Origin of the sequence: Microbacterium songi (assembly GCF_042747925.1) — a bacterium.
Classification (GTDB): Bacteria; Actinomycetota; Actinomycetes; order Actinomycetales; family Microbacteriaceae; genus Microbacterium.
Map to the genome: position 1 here is coordinate 470,642 of NZ_JBHZIE010000010.1, position 17,194 is coordinate 487,835.

Below are 17,194 nucleotides of genomic sequence, written 5' to 3' on the forward strand. Positions count from 1 at the left end.
TCAGGCTCAACTTTATGAGCCGCCCAGACTTCAGGAGAACACATGAATGCTGCACCACAACCCGGGCAGGAGGAAGCGCAGAGCGCCCTCGAACAGTTCGGGATCAACCTCACCGACCGTGCCCGCCAGGGCAAGCTCGACCCGGTGATCGGTCGAGACAGCGAGATCCGCCGGGTCAGCCAGGTGCTCACGCGGAGGACGAAGAACAATCCCGTGCTGATCGGCGAACCCGGTGTCGGCAAGACGGCCGTCGTCGAAGGTCTCGCACAGCGCATCGTCGCGGGCGACGTCGCCGAATCGCTCAAGGGCAAAGAGCTGATCACCCTCGACATCTCCGCGCTGGTCGCCGGCGCGATGTACCGCGGACAGTTCGAGGAGCGGCTCAAGAGCGTGCTCAAGGAGATCACCGAGTCCGACGGCAAGGTCATCACGTTCATCGACGAGCTGCACGTGCTGATGGGCGCCGGCGGCGGCGAGGGTTCGGTCGCCGCCTCCAACATGCTGAAGCCGATGCTGGCGCGCGGAGAGCTGCGCCTGATCGGCGCCACGACGCTCAACGAATACCGCGAGTTCATCGAGAAGGATGCTGCGCTCGAGCGTCGCTTCCAGCAGGTCTACGTCGGCGAGCCGAGCGTCGAAGACACCGTCGCGATCCTGCGCGGGCTCAAGGAGCGCTACGAAGCGCACCACAAGGTCGCGATCGCGGACGCCGCGCTCGTGGCGGCGGCCGCGCTCTCGCACCGCTACATCCCCAGCCGCCAGCTGCCCGACAAGGCGATCGACCTCATCGACGAAGCCGCGTCCCGCCTGCGGATGGAGATCGACTCCGCACCGCTCGCGATCGACGAGCTGCGACGTCACGTCGACCGGCTGAAGCTGGAGGAGCTCGCCCTGAAGAAGGAGAAGGATGCCGCGTCGAAGGAGCGCCTCGGCGTCCTGCGCGAGACGCTCCGCGGTGAGCAGGCACGCCTGGACGAGCTGCAGGAGCGGTGGGAGCGCGAGCGTGCGTCGCTGAACCGGGTGGGCGACCTCAAGACGAAGCTCGATGCCGCGCGCATGGAGGCCGAGCGCGCCCAGCGCGAGGGCAACCTCGAGAAGGCATCGCGCATGCTCTACGCCGAGATCCCCGCGCTGGAGCGACAGCTCACCGACGCCGAGCGCGCGGAGCCCGCGGGCGATCGTATGGTGAACGACCAGGTGACGGACGAGGACATCGCCTCCGTGATCGCGGCATGGACCGGCATCCCGGTGGGTCGCCTGCTGCAGGGCGAGACGGAGAAGTTGCTCCATCTCGAAGCCGAGCTGGGCAAGCGTCTGATCGGTCAGAAAGACGCCGTGAAGGCGGTCGCGGATGCCGTGCGCCGCTCGCGTGCGGGCATCAGCGACCCCGATCGCCCCACCGGGTCGTTCATGTTCCTGGGCCCGACGGGCGTCGGCAAGACCGAACTGGCCAAGGCGCTCGCCGAGTTCCTGTTCGACGATGAGCACGCGATGGTGCGCATCGACATGTCGGAGTACGGCGAGAAGCACTCCGTCTCGCGCCTGGTCGGGGCCCCTCCGGGCTACATCGGGTACGAGCAGGGCGGACAGCTCACCGAAGCCGTCCGTCGGCGGCCGTACTCGGTCGTGCTTCTCGACGAGGTCGAGAAGGCGCATCCGGAGGTCTTCGACGTACTGCTGCAGGTGATGGACGACGGCCGGCTGACCGACGGACAGGGGCGCACAGTCGACTTCAAGAACGTCATCCTCATCCTCACGTCCAACCTGGGGTCGCCCATCCTCATCGACCCCATGCTGACGATCGACCAGAAGCGCGAGCGGGTGCAGGCCCTCGTGCGGCAGGCGTTCAAGCCGGAGTTCATCAACCGGCTGGACGACATCGTGATCTTCCAGGCGCTCACGCAGGACGATCTCGCTCAGATCGTGGAGCTCGCCGTGTTCGCGTTGCAGCGCCGCCTGCGGGAGCGTCGGCTCACGCTGGCGGTCACGCCCGACGCGCGTGCGTGGCTCGCCGAGCGCGGGTACGACCCGCTGTTCGGCGCGCGGCCGTTGCGTCGGCTGATCCAGTCCGAGATCCAGGACCGCCTCGCGATGGGCATCCTGGGCGGCGGCGTGCGCGACGGTGACGTCGTGCGGGTGGATGTCGCGGCCGACGGTTCTGCGCTGGCCCTCACGAGCGCGGGGCCGGGCGCGGACTGACCTCCGCGGGAGAGCCGTGACGGTACGGTCGGAGCATGCACCTCGCTGCGCGCTCCGGCCGTTTCGTCTTCGTCGCCCAGTGGATCCTCGCGGTGCTGCTGCCGGTGTTCTTCTTCCTCGGGCGCGGGTTCGTGGGTGCCGAGCTCGGATGGCTGACCGTCTTCGGCATCGTCTACGGGTTCTTCGTCGTCGTCGTGCTGCTCGCCCCGCCGGTCATGACGCTCTTCGACCGCACGGTGCGCCAGCAGAAGCGCACCCGGTGGGGATACGGCTTCAGCACGATCGTGCTCTGGGTCGCCCTCGCCCTCGCGGCGCTCGTCGTCCCCGACGCCGGGGACGGTCCGCCGCTGGACTCGGCGCTCACCGTCTGGACCGGCGGCGCCGTCAGCCAGGAGTCGGCGGGGACGATCTTCGCCGTCCTGTCGGTGGCCATCGGCCTGGCGTACCTCGTGGCCTTCGGCTTCGCCGTCGCCGGCATCGTCCGCTGGCGATCCACCGGCGAGAGCTGAGGCCCCGGGCGCCGGGCGCGTGGCGCGTCGTGGCCGGGCGCGGGCGACGAACCCCGAGCGGCCCGACGGTGGTGCCCCCCGGCCTGCCGTGGCGCGAGCGGTCGCGACATGCCGCTGGGTGCCGCGGCGCTCCCGGGTCAGGCGGCGTATCGCGACCGCTCGCCAGGCTCCGGGCGCGCCGACCCCGAGCCGCCGATGCAGGTGGTACCCACCCCGAGCAGCCTGCCGTGGCGCGAGCGGTCGCGACATGCCGCTGCGTGCCGCGGCGCTCCCGGGTCGGCGGCGTGTCGCGACCGTTCGCCGTTCGCCGTTCGCCGTTCGCCGTTCGCCGTTCGCCGTTCGCCGCGCTCCGGGCTCCGGGCGATCGTTCGCCGTTCGCCATACGCCGGGCCGGGCGAGCTGCTGCCCGATGTCGCCGGGCCCCGGCCGCGGCGACGGGGCTCGGGCAGTGTGCGACCATCGACGTGTGCGACATCACCCCGTGACCGCGCCATGAGCATGGTCGGCGCGCTCTGGCGCTCCACCCACCCCGGTCCGAGCGTCGTCGTGACGGCGGTCGCGACCCTGCTCGGGGTGGCCGTCGGTCTGCCACCCTGGCGACTGATCGTCCTGGGCGTCGCTGTGCTGCTGGGTCAGCTGTCGGTCGGGCTGTCCAATGACGCCATCGACGCCCGCCGCGACCGTGAGGCGGGACGCACCGACAAGCCGTTGGCGCGGGGCGAGGCATCCGTCCGCTCGGCGTGGAACGCTTCGGCTGTGACCGTTGCGGTCGCCCTCGCGCTCTCCGCGGCGCTGGGGGGGTGGATGCTGGTGGCCCACGCGATCCTTCTGGCATCGGCGTGGTCGTACAACGTGGGGCTGAAGTCGACGCCCATCTCGGTGGTGCCGTTCATCGTCAGCTTCGGGCTGCTGCCTTCTCTCGCGACGCTGTCGGCGGTCGACCCCCGGCCGGCCGCGCTCTGGGCGGGGGCGGCGGGGGGTGTGATCGGCATCGCGATCCATCTGACCAACGTGCTCCCCGACTTCGAGGATGACGCACGCACCGGCGTGCGCGGCCTGCCCCACCGGATCGGCCGTCGGGCCTCCGCCGTGATCGCCGCCATCGCGCTCGCGCTCGGAGCACTCGTCGTGCTGGTCGGTTCGACGCTCGGCGCACCGACCGGCGGCGGTGGGACCGCGTCTCCCACCGTGTTCGCCTGGGTCGTCTTCGCGCTCGCCGTCGGGCTCGCCGCCGCGGGGCTCGCCCTCGCGCTGGTGCGGCCGCCCGGGCGAGGGGTGTTCCGCCTCGTCATGCTCGCTGCGCTCATGCTGTGCGTGCAGCTCGCCGCGACGGGCCAGTCGATCGCGGCGTGAGCCGACGGGACTCGGTCGGCGCAGCTCGCACGTCGACGTGCCGCCGTCACCCGAAGAATCACGCGCCGGCGTCGAGGCCCATCGCGTAGGCGTGGGCGAACAAGCGGCCCGCCGGCGGCGCGAGCATCGCGCGCACCCCGGTGCGGCGCAGGGTGTCGGCGACGCCGGGCATGGCACGGCCGAGATCGGTGTTGAGCGCCGCGAGGCGCGCCGCACGCAGAGCCGACCGCACCCGGCGGGTCTCCCAGCGCCCGAGATCGTCATCGGGGGCCACTCCGGTGCGCACCCACCGGGCCAGCAGAGGTGCGAGCCCCGCCGCGTCGAGCAGACCGAGGTTCATGCCCTGCCCGCCGATCGGGCTGACTTCGTGCGCAGCGTCGCCGATCACGAACAGGCGCCCCCGCCGCATCCGAGGGGCGACATAGCGCCGCACGCCGAACGACGAGGCCCACGTGATCCCCTCGGCGGCGTCGGGCTCGCCCCGCACCGCGACCGCGGTGCGGAGCCGTTCGAGCCGTCGAGCGGGGTCGTCGTCGCCGCCCGGGGCGTCCCAGGCGACGTAGCGTCGCTGGCCGTCGGGAAGCGGGAAGGACTCCATCACGCCGGTCGGATCGAGGTTCACCACGGCGACGTCGGGGTCGGCATCGACGGCTGCCGCGGCATCCGTCATCAGATAGCGGTCGGGGTACGTCGTCAGCGGTACGGCGCCGGGCCGGAAGACGAGGTCCCGACCGCCACTGCCCGAGGCCACGACCACGATCGGGCTCGTGCGCTCGCCGTCGTGCGCGCGCACCCGCACCGCATCGCGGGACGGGACGACCGATGTCACCGTGGTGTCGCGCCGGGGAACCGGTGCCCGGTCGGTGAGGATCTGCTCGGTGCGTGCCTGCGGGAGGGTCGCGACGAAGGGGAAGCGGGTCGACAGCAGATCGAAGCGCACGATGCCGAGCGTCTTCCCTCGGGCGCGGGCCAGCCCGCGGGGCACGCGAACCGCCCGGGCGAGCAGCTCGTCGGTGATCCCGGACTGTTCGAGCGCAGCCAGGACGGGCGCGTGGATGCCGATCGCGCGGGTACCGTCGCCCGCCGCAGCCCTCCGCTCGAGAACCTCGACGTCGATGTCGCGCCGGCGCAGCTCGCCCGCGAGCAGCAGACCCACGGGGCCCGCTCCGATGACGATGACGTCAGGCATCGTCTGACCTCGACGCGAGAAGGCGGAACGGCGCAGGACGCTCGATGCGCCACCCCGCGCCGAGCGCGGCGGCGAGCTCGTCGGCACGGTAACTGCGCCGGATCGAGCGCAGACCGTCGGTGCGCAGGAACGTGCCCGGCGCGAGCGGGGTGATCCCGAGGGCGTACAGCATGTACGCGGGGCGGCTCCTCGCGATGTCGGAGTGCAGCACGATCCCGGTCGACAGAGCAGCGGATGCCTCGGCGAAGGCGGTGAGCTCGTCGGGCTCGAGGTGGTGCAGCACGTGGTTGGAGAGCACGGCATCGAACTGCTCGCCCCGCGCGAGCAGCGACGAGGAGTCGTCGCACAGGAAAGTGGTGCGCGCCCCTGCGCGGGCGGTGGCAACGGCGTGCGCACGCGGGTCGGGGTCGACTCCCACCCAGTCGACGCTGAGCCCCTCGCGACCGGCGAGAGCGCTCAGGCGGGCGAGCACGTCGCCGCCACCCGACCCGAGATCCAGCACCCGAGCGGGACGGCCGAGCGTCCTGAGGTATGGTCCGAGGCGATCGCGGTACACGTGTCCCCACCCGGACACGAGGCGGTTGACGGTTCCGAACCTGCGCAGCGTCGCCGCGAGGCGGTCGGGATCGCACGCGGGGTCGTCCATCAGCTCGCGCAGATCGACATCGCGCCGGTGCAGTCCCGAGTACGTGGTCGCGCTCATCCCGTCGACGACCTCATGCCGGCGCCGGTGCGCGTTTCGTGAGGAGGGCCGACTCCACCGTCAGCCCCGGGCCGAAGGCGAGCGCGGAGATGCGACTCTCGGCCGCGACCTCGCGGTCGCCCAGCAGCGCGCGCAGGATGAAGAGGATCGTGGCGCTGGACATGTTCCCATGGTCGCGCAGAACCTTTCGCGACGCATCGATCGCGTGCGGGGCGAGCTCGAGGCCGGACTCCACCCGGTCCAGAACGCTGCGTCCGCCCGGGTGCACCGCCCAGACGTCGGGCGCGGGGTCGCCGGCGAGGAAGGCGCCGACCGCGCCGCGGATCTCCCGGCCGATGATCCGCGGCACCTCGGCCGAGAGGATCATCTCGAAGCCGTGATCGCCGATGGTCCAGACCATGTCCTTCTCGCCCTCGCTCGTGAGCGTCGTGGCGAAGCGGTGCAGCTCGAGTCCGCCGAGGTGCTCCCACGCCGGATCGGCCGAGACGACGGCGGCCGCCGCGCCGTCGGCGAACACCGACGCCGCGACGATCTGCTGCGGGTCGCTCGATGACCGCACGTGCAGGCTGCAGACCTCGGTGCAGACCACCAGCACGACCGCCTCCGGCTGTGCGGTCGTGATACGGGTGGCGAGCCGCAGAGCCGGCAGTGCTGCGGCGCACCCGATGAATCCGAGGTGGTAGCGCTCGACGTCGGGCGAGAGACCGAGGTCGCGCACGAGGCGGTAGTCCGGTCCGGGTGCGAAGAATCCGGTGCACGAGACGGTGACGACGTGCGTGATAGCGGATGCCGGCATCCGGGCATCCTGCAATGCAGAGCGTGCGGCATCTGCGGAGAGCCGCGGAGCGACCGCCGTGTAGACGTCGTTGCGCGCGCGGGTGGACGGCGACTGGAGTGCGAGCCCGTCGATGAAGGAGGGGCCGGGCGAGTCCGCCGTGCCTCCGGCGGGTGACGCGTCGGGGTCGCCGAGCTGGGTCAGCACCGTGTGCCGGTGCTCGATCGACGCGGCGTCGAATGCCGCGTGGATGAGGCGACCGGTGAGGCGATCGGTCCCGGGCTGGGCCGCGAAGAAGTCGCGGATGCGCTCCTGGGGCACTCTCGTCGGCGGGACGGCTGTGCCGATCGACAGGATGCGGGAAGCCATGGACTGACTCAATCACGGATCCGGCGACGTGGGGTCACGGCTTGTCAGATGGCGCGCGGGGCGCTACGGATACAGTGCTATCGGAGGTTCCGATCATGCCCAACGACCGCCGTGGTTCCCTGTCGCCTTCCGAGCGCCAGCGGAAGATCCTCGATTTCGTGATGGCGGCCGGCCAGGCGACCGCAGCCGAACTCACAGAGGTCACCGGACGCAGTCTCATGACCGTCCATCGCGACATCGACGACCTCTCCACGCGCGGCCTCGTGCGCAAGTTCCACGGCGGTGTCTCGGCTCTGCCCACAAGTGTCTTCGAATCCAGTTCGGACTTCCGCATGAACCGACGCACCGAGGCGAAGGAGGCATTGGCGCGTGTGGCCGCGGAGTTCGTCGAGCCCGGCAGCTCCGTCATGCTCGACGACTCGACGACGGTGCTGGCACTTGCCCGTCTCCTGGCCCCGAGAGGGGCTCTGACGATCGTCACGAATTACCGGCAGGTTCTCGAGTTGACGCGTGAAAACCCCGATCTGAACGTCATCATCATCGGCGGCCGCTACTCGCTGACGCACGATTCCTTCATCGGGCCTCCGGACCAGACGAACATCGAGGCCTATGCGGTGGACATCGCGTTCCAGTCGACGTCGACCATGGATACGCGGATGACCTATCACCAGGAGCAGGACGTGGTGAGCATGAAGCGGGTGCAGTTGCACACGGGTCGCCGTCGCGTGCTGATGATGGACGGGTCGAAGGTGGGCCACACCTCGCTCTTCCGCTACGCATCCATTGCGGACTTCACGGACGTCATCCTGACTGACGACGTCCCGTCGGCGACCGTCGATGCCATCGCCGAGGTCACGGCCGTGCACATCGCGCGCATCGAGCATCCTTCCTGAATCGAACGTCGAGCCCACGTGAATTACCAAACACTTTGACAGGATTACCACTCAGGGTGGTACTGTGAGGGCGTACTGACGAACCGCACGTAGTGTGCAGCGGTCTCGCGTGCGCTCCGATCTGCTCTCGTCGGCGCCTGCGGCCGAAGGCTGTGCCCGGGAAAGGACTCATAGATGAGTGATGCATTGGCAGGCAAGGTCGCCGCCGTGACAGGAGCCGCTTCGGGGATCGGGCTGGCCTGCGCCACGGCGATGATCGACGCGGGTGCCACCGTGGTGCTCGTCGATCGAGACCGGAAGAAACTCGGCGAACTGACGGAGAAGCTGGGGTCGCGGGCGGAAGCGCTCGTCGTCGACCTGCTGGATCCGGCGCAGACGGACGGCATCCTCGATGGTGTCCTCGGCATCACCGGGCGGCTCGACATCTTCCACGCGAATGCGGGAGCCTACGTCGGCGGCCCGGTAGCCGATGGCGATCCTGACGAGTGGGACCGTGTGCTGGATCTCAACGTCAAAGCCGCATTCCGAAGCGTCCGTTCCGTGCTGCCGCACTTCATCGCGCAGAAGTCCGGCGATGTCCTCTTCACGAGCTCCATCGCAGGAGTCGTTCCCGTGGTGTGGGAACCCATCTACACCGCGTCCAAGTTCGCCGTCCAGGCTTTCGTGCACACCACCCGTCGGCAGGTGTCCGAGCACGGGGTCCGCGTCGGCGCCGTCCTTCCCGGACCGGTGGTGACTGCGCTACTGGATGATTGGCCGAAGGCCAAGATGGATGAGGCGCTTGCGTCGGGCAGCTTGATGCAGCCCGAAGAAGTCGCCGCCGCCGTGCTGTTCATGCTCACCCGCCCCCCGCATGTGGTCGTCCGCGATCTGGTGATCCTGCCCAACGCCGTGGATCTCTGAGTACGCGGATCTCATGCACGGCGACAGCACTGTTCCCGGCGTGAGCGGAGCAGACCAGGTCCGCCACGGTCGTGGGACGCTGGGCGTGGAGCTGGGGTCGACCCGCATCAAAGCGAGCCTCATCGGTTCTGACCACTCCGTGCTGGCGACCGGTTCGTTCGAGTGGAGCAGCCGCCTGGTCGATGGATCATGGACCTACCCACTGGGCGAGGTCTGGACCGGACTGCAGGCGGCCGTCCGAGCCCTTCTGGATGACTGCGAACGGAGTCTCGGCGTCCGGCCGAGCAGATTCGCAGCGATCGGGATCTCCGCGATGATGCACGGATACCTCGCGTTCGACGGCGACGGCGGGCTCCTCGTGCCATTCCGCACCTGGCGGAACACCACGGCCGACGAAGCGGCGCGGCAGCTGACCGCCGCGTTGGGGTGCCGCATTCCCCGCCGCTGGTCGGTCGCACACCTCTACCAGGCCATGCTCGACGCCGAGCCGCATGTCGCCGACATCCGGTTCTTGACGACGCTTGCCGGATACGTCCATTGGCAACTCACCGATCAGCGGGTCCTGGGGCTGGGGGATGCCTCCGGCATGTTCCCCATCGACTCCCACTCCCACCAGTGGGATGCCCGCAGGCTCGAGGCATTCGACCGCCTCGCGCATGCGCGGCAGCCGGGGACCCGACTGAGCGACCTTCTGCCGATCCCGCTGATCGCGGGGGCCGACGGCGGCAGCCTGACCGCGCGCGGCGCGCTGCTGCTGGATCCGAGCGGTGGTCTGGAGGCCGGGAGTGCGTCATGCCCGCCGGAGGGGGATGCGGGCACGGGGATGGTCGCGACGAACTCCGTGGCTGTCAGGACGGGGAACATCAGCGTCGGCACGTCGGTGTTCGCAATGATCGTGTTGGAGGCGTCTCTTCCCGACGTCGCCTCGGATGTGGATCTCGTGACCACACCCTCCGGTGAGCGCGTCGCCATGATCCACTGCATCAACGGAACCGGCGAGCTGGCGGAATGGGCCTCGGTGTTCGAAAGATTCAGCGCGGCGATCGGCAACCCCGTCGACCGCAACACCGTCTTCCGGACCCTGCTCTCCGAGGCTCTGGACGGGGACGACGACTGCGGCGGGCTCCTCGCATACAACTTCCTGGCAGGCGAGCCCATCGTGGGTGTCTCCGCGGGGCGACCCATGCTCGTGCGCACGCCCGGCAGCAGGCTCACACTCGCCAATCTCATCCGGGCGCAGATCTTCAGCTCCTTCGGTGCGCTCAGCATCGGTCTGAGAGCCCTCGAGGAGGAGGGCGTAGCCGTCGACACCATGCACGCGCACGGCGGTCTGTTCACGACGGCCGGGGTGGGTCAGAAGATGCTGGCAGCGGCGATCGGGCATCCGGTGGCGGTGGTCGAAACGGCGTCGGAAGGCGGATCCTGGGGCATCGCCGTGCTGGCCGCTTATCGGAGCGCGGTACGCGCCGGCGATGGTTCCTCGCTCGCGGACTACCTGGAGACCCGGGTCTTCGCGGGAGCGATCGCGCAGGCCGTGGTTCCTCACGAGTCGGACATCGCCGGCTACATGAAGTTCCTCGAACGGTATCGGGCCGGCCTCGCGATCGAGCGCGTCGCTGAGATCGCCATGTGAGAGCGATTCAGCGCGGGGGCTGTTCCGGGTCCTTCGCGTACAGCGACATCGACGTCCTGGTCCGTGTGAAGGTCTCAAAACGATCCGCGTAGAGCGGAGCGACAGAGGCATCGGGTTCGAACACACGAGTATGCCGCACGAGGTGACGTGCCGCCTCGTCGGCGTCGGCGTAAAGACCTCTGCTCACGGCCGCGGCGATCATCGCGCCCTTCGCGCCCACCTGGCTGTCGGCCGGCCGCAGTGCGGGGACCCCTGTCACGTCCGCCACGATCTGGCACCAGAACGAGTTGCCCGAGCCCCCGCCCGACATCGCCAGCGCGGTCGAACTCGTACTCGCTGCCGACGCGCATTCCTTGATCACATAGGCGAGTCCTTCCAGGCATGCCCGGGCGATGTCAGCGCGGGAGTGCGCGAAATGGAGGCCTCCGATCGTGCCTCTCGCGGACCGATCCAGGAAAGGCGCGCGCTCGCCCACGCCCGAAAGGTAGGGCCAGATGATCACTCCGTTAGCCCCGGGGGGTGACTGGCTCGCGAGCTCGGTGAGTGCTGCCGCATCCGGCAATCCCAGCAGCTGAGCGGTCCAATCCACGACGCCCGTGCCCGCCAGCGTGGGGAAGGCGCGTACGACGGAGGGGCCGTGCCCGGTGAGCAGCGTCAGCCCGCCCGGCTCGCCTGTAGTGTCGGCGTGCGCCTCGATCACTCCCGCGCAGAGGGTGGTGCCCAGAATGCAGAAGGCGTCTGCGACGTCCACTGCGCCGCTGCCCAGAGCGGTGGCCACCACGTCGTACGGGGCGAGGACCACGGGCGTATTCGGTTCGAGTCCGGCAGACAGGGCGATGTCGCGTCGCAGTGGTTGCACGAGCTCGTCGCCCTCCAGCACGCGGGGTACGAGCGTGGCGTAGTCCTGCAGCCCGTAGAGCTCGAGTAGCATTCCTGATCCGCCGCCGGTGTGGACGTCCAGCCACGGAGCGGACGCCTCGGAGAAATGCAACCCACGCACGCCCGTGAGCGCGAGGAAGATCCAGCTTCCGCAGGTCAGGACGCAATCGACGCCGTCCAGTCCCGGGCCGCGGTCGAGCTGATGACGCATGATCGCGTTGGGCAGCCCCTTGTTGCCGAGGGATCCGTTGATACGGAATACCCGCTCCAAAGTGCCGTCGGCCTCCCAGGCGGCGAGGACCCCGTCGGCCCGCCCATCGTTCCAGAGGATCGCGTCGCCGGCAGGACGTTCATCCGCGCCCACGGGCCAGAAGCCGTCGCCCTGTGCCGTGATCGCGATCGACGTCACCGGCTCCGATGAGGCGGCGACGGCCTCCCTCATGGTGGTGAGCACGGCGCCGAGGACGTCCGCCATATCTTGCTCGACCCGGCCCGACTCCGGCCTCGACACCCGCGTGGGGCGTCGTGACACGGTGAGCTCCCGCCCGTCGGCGGAGAAGACGACCGACTTGATCACAGAGGTACCCGCGTCCACGCAGAGGATCGCGCTCACAGGGTGGCTCGTGGATGTGTGACAGTCGACATGTGCTGGGTGGCGTGATCATTCGCGCTTCCTCACACAGTAGTCGCCCGCATGAGCGCTCCCGCAGTGGCCATCAACGCCGATGTGAGAATTACCATTTTGATTGACAGAATTACCGCTCGGATTGCTATGATTACCGTGCCCGGTCTTCACAGTAGGCAGACCAGGCCAGTCGCCCCACCCTCGGTGATCGTCACCCCGGGGTTCTCGAAGTCGAGAGGTACACACAATGAAGTCAAAGACCTTGGTCGCGGCCGCGCTCGGCGCCACCGCGATGATCATCTCCCTCACTGCTTGCTCCGGGGGAACAGCGGGCGGGGGGTCCACGGGTGGGGGCGAGGCGGCGTCGTCCGGCACGATCGCCTTCTTGATGCCCGACCTCGCTTCCACCCGATACGAGCAGCAGGATGCTCCGCTCTTCAAAGAGAAGGTTGCGGAGCTGTGCCCGGACTGCACCGTCAACTATCAGAACGCGGCAGGAGACCCCTCCACGCAGCAGGAGCAGGCCGAGGCGGCCATCGCCGACGGAGCCCAGGTGATCGTCCTGGACGCCGTCGACACTAAGGCCGCAGCCGCCATCGTCCAGAATGCTCAGTCACAGGGCATCAAGGTGGTCACGTACGACCGCCCCATCGTGGACATCGCCGCGGACTTCTACGTGTCCTTCGACAACGAGGCCATCGGATACGCGATCGCCGAGTCGGTGCTCACGCAGCTGGACGCGGACGGTGCGACCGGGGGAGTGCTCCAGGTCAACGGTTCGCCCACGGACAACGCCGCCGGCCTCATCCGCGATGGCGTGGACAAGGCGATCCAGGAGAACGGCCGTGAGCTCCTGGCCGCCTACGACACGCCGGCGTGGGATCCGCAGAAGGCACAGGACTGGGTGAGCGGCCAGATCGCGGAATTCTCCAACCAGATCGTGGGCGTCATCGCCGCGAACGATGGAACGGCGGGCGGCTCGATCGCCGCACTCACGGCTGACGGAGTCACCCCGCTGCCGCTGGTTTCGGGCAACGACGCGGAGGTGGCCGCGATCCAGCGCATCGTTTCGGGAAGCCAGTTCAACACCATCTCGAAGCCCATCGCAACGGTGGCCGGTGCGGCTGCTGATGTCGCTGTGCAGCTGCTGAACGGCGAGACCCCGACGGCCGACACGACGCTCTTCGACACGCCGGCTCAGCTTTTCGAGCCGACCGTCGTCACGAAGGAGAACGTCAAGGAGGTCATCTTCGACGGCGGCATCTACACCGCGGACCAGATCTGCACCGCCGAGTACGCGGCGGCGTGCACGGAACTGGGTATCCAGTAGAACCAAGCCGAAGGGGTGCGATCAGGCGATACGCATGATCGCACCCCTTCCTTGAGAGGAGTCACGATGCCCACCGAAACGGAAACCACACCCAACCCCCACCTCGTCTTGTCTCTGCGGGGAGTCAGCAAGAGCTTCGGGGCCGTCGCTGCCCTGACGGACATCGACCTCGATGTGCACTCCAGTGAAGTCGTCGCCCTCGTCGGCGACAACGGAGCCGGCAAGTCCACGCTCATCAAGGTGCTCGCCGGAGTGCACCAGCCCGACTCCGGGACCATCACCTTCGCAGGGGAGGAGATCCGCCTGCAGAGCCCCACCGCCGCCATCGAGCATGGAATCGCGACCGTCTTCCAGGATCTCGCGCTCTGCGACAACCTCGACGTCGTCCAGAACCTCTTCCTCGGTCGCGAGCTCTCCCCGGTGCGATTGAACGAGATCGAGATGGAGGTTCGTGCCTGGAGCCTCCTGCGGCAGCTGTCCGCCAAGATCCCCTCCGTGAGGATTCCGATCGCGGCCCTCTCAGGCGGTCAGCGCCAGACGGTGGCCATCGCCCGGTCGTTGCTGGGCGAGCCGAAGCTCGTCATGCTCGACGAGCCGACCGCCGCACTCGGTGTCGCGCAGACCGCCGAGGTCCTGAACCTCGTCGAGCGGCTCCGCGAACGTGGGCACGGGGTCATCCTCATCAGCCACAACATGGACGATGTCCGGATGGTCGCCGACCGGGTCGTCGTTCTGCGTCTCGGGAAGAACAACGGCGAGTTCGCCGTGAAGGACGCTAATCAGAACGACATCATCGCCGCTATCACCGGCTCCCAGGACAACGCAGTCAGTCGACGCCAAGCAACGCGCGAGGCGAGTGAAGGGATCGAATCATGACCGCCATCCAACCCCCCACCGACCTTCAGGACGAGCGCCTGCGGCCAGCGGGCGCGGGCGCGCGCGGCCAACTTAAGTCCCTCGTCGACAAGCTTCGTGGGGGAGACCTCGGCTTCCTGCCCGTCATCGTGGGTCTCGTCATCATCTGGTCGGTCTTCCAGGCCCTGAACCCGACGTTCCTCTCCAGCCGCAACCTCAGCAATCTGCTCATGCAGTCGGTCGCCGTCGGAGTGCTCGCTCTCGGAATCGTCTTCGTCCTCCTCCTCGGCGAGATCGATCTGTCGGTCGGGTCGGTGAGCGGTCTGGCCGCCGCGATCATGGCCGTCTACAGCGTGAACAACGGATGGCCGCTCTGGGCCGCCATCGGGGCGGCCATCGCGGTCGGAGTGCTGATCGGCTTCTTCTACGCCGCCATCTACAACATCGTCGGAGTGCCGTCGTTCGTGATCACCTTGGCGGGTCTGCTCGGGTTCCTCGGGCTGCAATTGTTCGTCCTCGGCCCCAGCGGCACCATCAATCTGCCGTTCGATTCACCGATCGTGGTGTTCGGTCAGCTCGCCTTCGTTCCACAGCCCATCGCGTATGTTCTGGCTGTCGCCACCGCGGCGGCACTCGCCATCACGCAGATCGCCCGTTCTCGCGGACGCGCCAAGGCCGGTCTCTCAGCGCCGTCCCTCACCGGAATCCTCATCGGAGCCGCGGTTCTGGCGGCCGTCCTGGTGTTCGTGGTGTTCTACCTCTACGACGGCGCTCGGGGGATCGGCTGGATGGTCGTCCTCTTCGTCGCCCTCGTGCTGATCGCGAACTATGCGCTGACGCGCACGTCCTGGGGTCGATCGGTGTTCGCCGTCGGTGGCAACCGGGAAGCGGCGCGACGGGCGGGGATCAACGTCGTCCGCGTATACACGTCCGTCTTCGTCATCGCGTCGACCCTGGCCGTGGTCGGGGGCATCCTCGCGGCCGGCCGACTTGCCGCGGCCTCCCAATCGAGCGGCGCGGGGGACACGAACCTCAACGCGATCGCGGCCGCGGTCATCGGCGGCACGAGCCTCTTCGGCGGGCGCGGTTCTGCCTTCGCAGCGCTGCTCGGGATCATCGTGATCCAGTCGATCACGAGCGGACTCACGCTGCTGAACATGGATCCGTCGATCCGATACATGGTGACGGGCGCGGTCGTGCTGATCGCCGTCTCGCTCGACGCCCTCGCTCGGCGATCCCGGCGAGCGCACGGGCGGGGCTGAGCCCTTGTTCCGAAGGTGGTCGGGCCGGCGGACATTCGTCGGGCCGGCCATCTTTCGCGGGGAAGCGCCGAAGACATCACTCGAGCGCAGGCTCCGGCATCCGCACGACGGTCACCCCGTGTGTCGTCGGAGGCCCGCTCATCGCGGCGAGAGCGGCTCCGGCATCCGCCAGCTCGATCACCTCCCCGACCAGGCGGTCGGGGCGGAGGGCGCCGGAGGCCACGAGCTCCAGCATGCCGGGGTAGTCGCTGGCGGCCATGCCGTGCGAACCGTAGAGCTCCAGCTCTTTCGTGATGACCTGTCCCATCGGTATCGCGGGCGCGGCGTCGTCCCCCAGTAACAGGCCGACCTGGATGTGGCGTCCGCGCGGACGCAGGGATGCGATCGACGCGATGGCGGTCGCGCTCGTGCCCACGGCGTCGAGTGAGACGCGCGCGCCCCCGCCGGTCACCTCATGGATCGCGGTGACGGTGTCGTCGCCCGCCTCGAGGACGACTTCGGCACCGAAGTCCCTCGCTGCGCGCAGAGCGTCCAGGGACCGGTCGACGGCGATCACCCGGGCCCCGAGAGCAGTCGCGATCATGACCGCCGACAGACCGACGCCGCCGCACCCGTGGACGGCCACCCATTCATCCGGCTTCGGGCGACCGTGGACGGTGACCGCCCGGTAGGCGGTCGCGAAGCGGCAGCCCAGGGAGGCTGCGGCGACGAAGTCCACGGCGTCGGGCAGGTGCACGACGTTGAAGTCGGCAGCGGGTATGGCCACCAGGTCGGCGAAGGTCCCGGGCATCGTGAAGCCGGGCTGCGACTGGTGGGGACAGATCTGCGCCTCGCCGGCCAGACACCACTCGCATCGGCCGCAGCCGCAGACGAACGGCGCGGTGACCCGATCGCCCACTCCGAGGGTCGTCACCTCGGGTCCGACGGCCGCGACGACTCCCGCGAACTCGTGGCCGGGGACCTGAGGAAGATCCACGGGGTCGTGTCCCTGCCAGGCGTGCCAGTCGGATCGGCATACGCCCGTTGCGCGCACCGCGATGAGCACACCGTCGTCGGGCAACGGCGGGCTGTCGATCTCGACCAGGGAGGGGATGACGCCGTAGGCGTCATAGCGGAGAGCCTGCACGATGTGATCGTAGTCGCGCCGCGTGCGGTGGGTCAGACTGGAGAACGTGACCATCCGCATCGAAGACGTCGGCGTCGACGATCCCCGCGCGGTGGCACTCCGGCGCGTGCTCGACGAAGACCTGACAGAGCGCTATGGGACGCAGAACGCGGGGGAGTCCCCGGAGCTGACCGCGGCCCGCACCGAAGCCCTTCGCGTGCACCCCGAAGAGGTCGTCGCCACCTGGCTCGCGCTCGACGACGACGGCACCCCGCTCGGGCACGTCATGCTGCGTCGACGCAGCGACGAATGGGAGCTCAAGCGTCTCGTCGTCCCCGCGTGGGCACGACGACGCGGTGTCGGTTCCGCCCTGACCGCGACCGTCATCGACCGGGCCCGCGCCGGCGGTGCGCGCCGGGTCGTGCTGCAGACGGGGCATCCACAGCAGGAGTCGCTCGCCCTCTACACCAAGGCCGGCTTCACGCCGATCCCGGTCTACGAGCCCTACCGGGAGACGATGCCGAATTCGCTCTGCTTCGAACTGCGGCTCGACGAGTGATGACTGCGGCGTGACGGCGGCTGCCCGCCGGCTGCTGCCCGGCCGGTGCAGCC

At 69.0% G+C, this 17,194-nt stretch carries 15 protein-coding genes; 10 read left to right on the forward strand and 5 right to left on the reverse strand.

What is annotated here, in order from left to right; all coding sequences use genetic code 11:
* Positions 1–42: 42 nt before the first annotated feature.
* The 3 genes from ACFM35_RS13285 to ACFM35_RS13295 all read left to right on the forward strand — a co-directional run bounded on the left by ACFM35_RS13285 (position 43) and on the right by ACFM35_RS13295 (position 4,061).
* On the forward strand, positions 43–2,199 hold the full coding sequence (locus ACFM35_RS13285; protein WP_378842771.1) for an ATP-dependent Clp protease ATP-binding subunit: 2,157 nt from the start codon (positions 43–45) through the stop codon (positions 2,197–2,199).
* Positions 2,200–2,234: 35 nt separating this feature from the next.
* The gene (locus ACFM35_RS13290) at positions 2,235–2,708 is read left to right on the forward strand and encodes a hypothetical protein (protein ID WP_378842773.1); all 474 of its coding nucleotides are present in this window, start codon (positions 2,235–2,237) and stop codon (positions 2,706–2,708) included.
* A 492-nt stretch (positions 2,709–3,200) separates the two neighbouring features.
* Positions 3,201–4,061: a UbiA family prenyltransferase gene (locus tag ACFM35_RS13295; protein ID WP_378842775.1), complete on the forward strand. Its 861-nt coding sequence runs from the start codon at positions 3,201–3,203 to the stop codon at positions 4,059–4,061.
* A 58-nt stretch (positions 4,062–4,119) separates the two neighbouring features.
* Here ACFM35_RS13295 and ACFM35_RS13300 read toward each other — a convergent pair whose 3' ends face one another.
* From ACFM35_RS13300 to ACFM35_RS13310, 3 genes are read right to left on the reverse strand one after another with little or no spacing between them, the layout of a single operon-like run.
* A complete protein-coding gene (locus ACFM35_RS13300; RefSeq protein WP_378842777.1) occupies positions 4,120–5,250 on the reverse strand; it encodes an FAD-dependent oxidoreductase in 1,131 nt (376 codons plus the stop codon).
* Entirely contained in the window at positions 5,243–5,953 is a 711-nt protein-coding gene (locus tag ACFM35_RS13305; protein ID WP_378842779.1) for a methyltransferase domain-containing protein, read from the reverse strand. The genes ACFM35_RS13300 and ACFM35_RS13305 overlap by 8 nt, the downstream gene beginning before the upstream one ends.
* A 13-nt stretch (positions 5,954–5,966) precedes the next feature.
* Positions 5,967–7,097: a type III polyketide synthase gene (locus ACFM35_RS13310; RefSeq protein ID WP_378842781.1), complete on the reverse strand. Its 1,131-nt coding sequence runs from the start codon at positions 7,095–7,097 to the stop codon at positions 5,967–5,969.
* Positions 7,098–7,192: 95 nt separating this feature from the next.
* On the opposite strand from ACFM35_RS13310, the gene ACFM35_RS13315 reads away from it, so the two are divergent.
* From ACFM35_RS13315 to ACFM35_RS13325, 3 genes are all read left to right on the forward strand, one after another.
* Positions 7,193–7,990: a DeoR/GlpR family DNA-binding transcription regulator gene (locus ACFM35_RS13315; RefSeq protein ID WP_378842783.1), complete on the forward strand. Its 798-nt coding sequence runs from the start codon at positions 7,193–7,195 to the stop codon at positions 7,988–7,990.
* A gap of 174 nt (positions 7,991–8,164) precedes the next feature.
* A complete protein-coding gene (locus ACFM35_RS13320; protein WP_378842785.1) occupies positions 8,165–8,893 on the forward strand; it encodes an SDR family oxidoreductase in 729 nt (242 codons plus the stop codon).
* 13 nt (positions 8,894–8,906) lie between these two features.
* Positions 8,907–10,526 (forward strand): xylulokinase, encoded by a 1,620-nt coding sequence (locus ACFM35_RS13325; protein WP_378842787.1) that lies wholly within the window; start codon positions 8,907–8,909, stop codon positions 10,524–10,526.
* Positions 10,527–10,533: 7 nt separating this feature from the next.
* On the opposite strand, the gene ACFM35_RS13330 is transcribed toward ACFM35_RS13325, so the two are convergent.
* Complete coding sequence (locus ACFM35_RS13330) at positions 10,534–12,018, reverse strand: FGGY family carbohydrate kinase (protein WP_378842789.1); 1,485 nt, start codon at positions 12,016–12,018, stop codon at positions 10,534–10,536.
* 259 nt (positions 12,019–12,277) lie between these two features.
* On the opposite strand from ACFM35_RS13330, the gene ACFM35_RS13335 reads away from it, so the two are divergent.
* The 3 genes from ACFM35_RS13335 to ACFM35_RS13345 all read left to right on the forward strand — a co-directional run bounded on the left by ACFM35_RS13335 (position 12,278) and on the right by ACFM35_RS13345 (position 15,477).
* On the forward strand, positions 12,278–13,360 hold the full coding sequence (locus tag ACFM35_RS13335; protein ID WP_378842791.1) for a substrate-binding domain-containing protein: 1,083 nt from the start codon (positions 12,278–12,280) through the stop codon (positions 13,358–13,360).
* Positions 13,361–13,426: 66 nt separating this feature from the next.
* Entirely contained in the window at positions 13,427–14,236 is an 810-nt protein-coding gene (locus tag ACFM35_RS13340; RefSeq protein WP_378842793.1) for an ATP-binding cassette domain-containing protein, read from the forward strand.
* The gene (locus ACFM35_RS13345; RefSeq protein ID WP_378842795.1) at positions 14,233–15,477 is read left to right on the forward strand and encodes a sugar ABC transporter permease; all 1,245 of its coding nucleotides are present in this window, start codon (positions 14,233–14,235) and stop codon (positions 15,475–15,477) included. Before ACFM35_RS13340 ends, ACFM35_RS13345 begins: the two co-directional genes overlap by 4 nt.
* 76 nt (positions 15,478–15,553) lie before the next feature.
* Here the strand turns inward: ACFM35_RS13345 and ACFM35_RS13350 are convergent, their stop codons facing one another.
* A complete protein-coding gene (locus ACFM35_RS13350) occupies positions 15,554–16,603 on the reverse strand; it encodes a zinc-dependent alcohol dehydrogenase family protein (protein ID WP_378843043.1) in 1,050 nt (349 codons plus the stop codon).
* A gap of 46 nt (positions 16,604–16,649) precedes the next feature.
* Between ACFM35_RS13350 and ACFM35_RS13355 the strand changes: the two genes are divergently transcribed.
* Positions 16,650–17,141 (forward strand): GNAT family N-acetyltransferase, encoded by a 492-nt coding sequence (locus tag ACFM35_RS13355; protein WP_378842797.1) that lies wholly within the window; start codon positions 16,650–16,652, stop codon positions 17,139–17,141.
* Positions 17,142–17,194 lie beyond the last annotated feature (53 nt).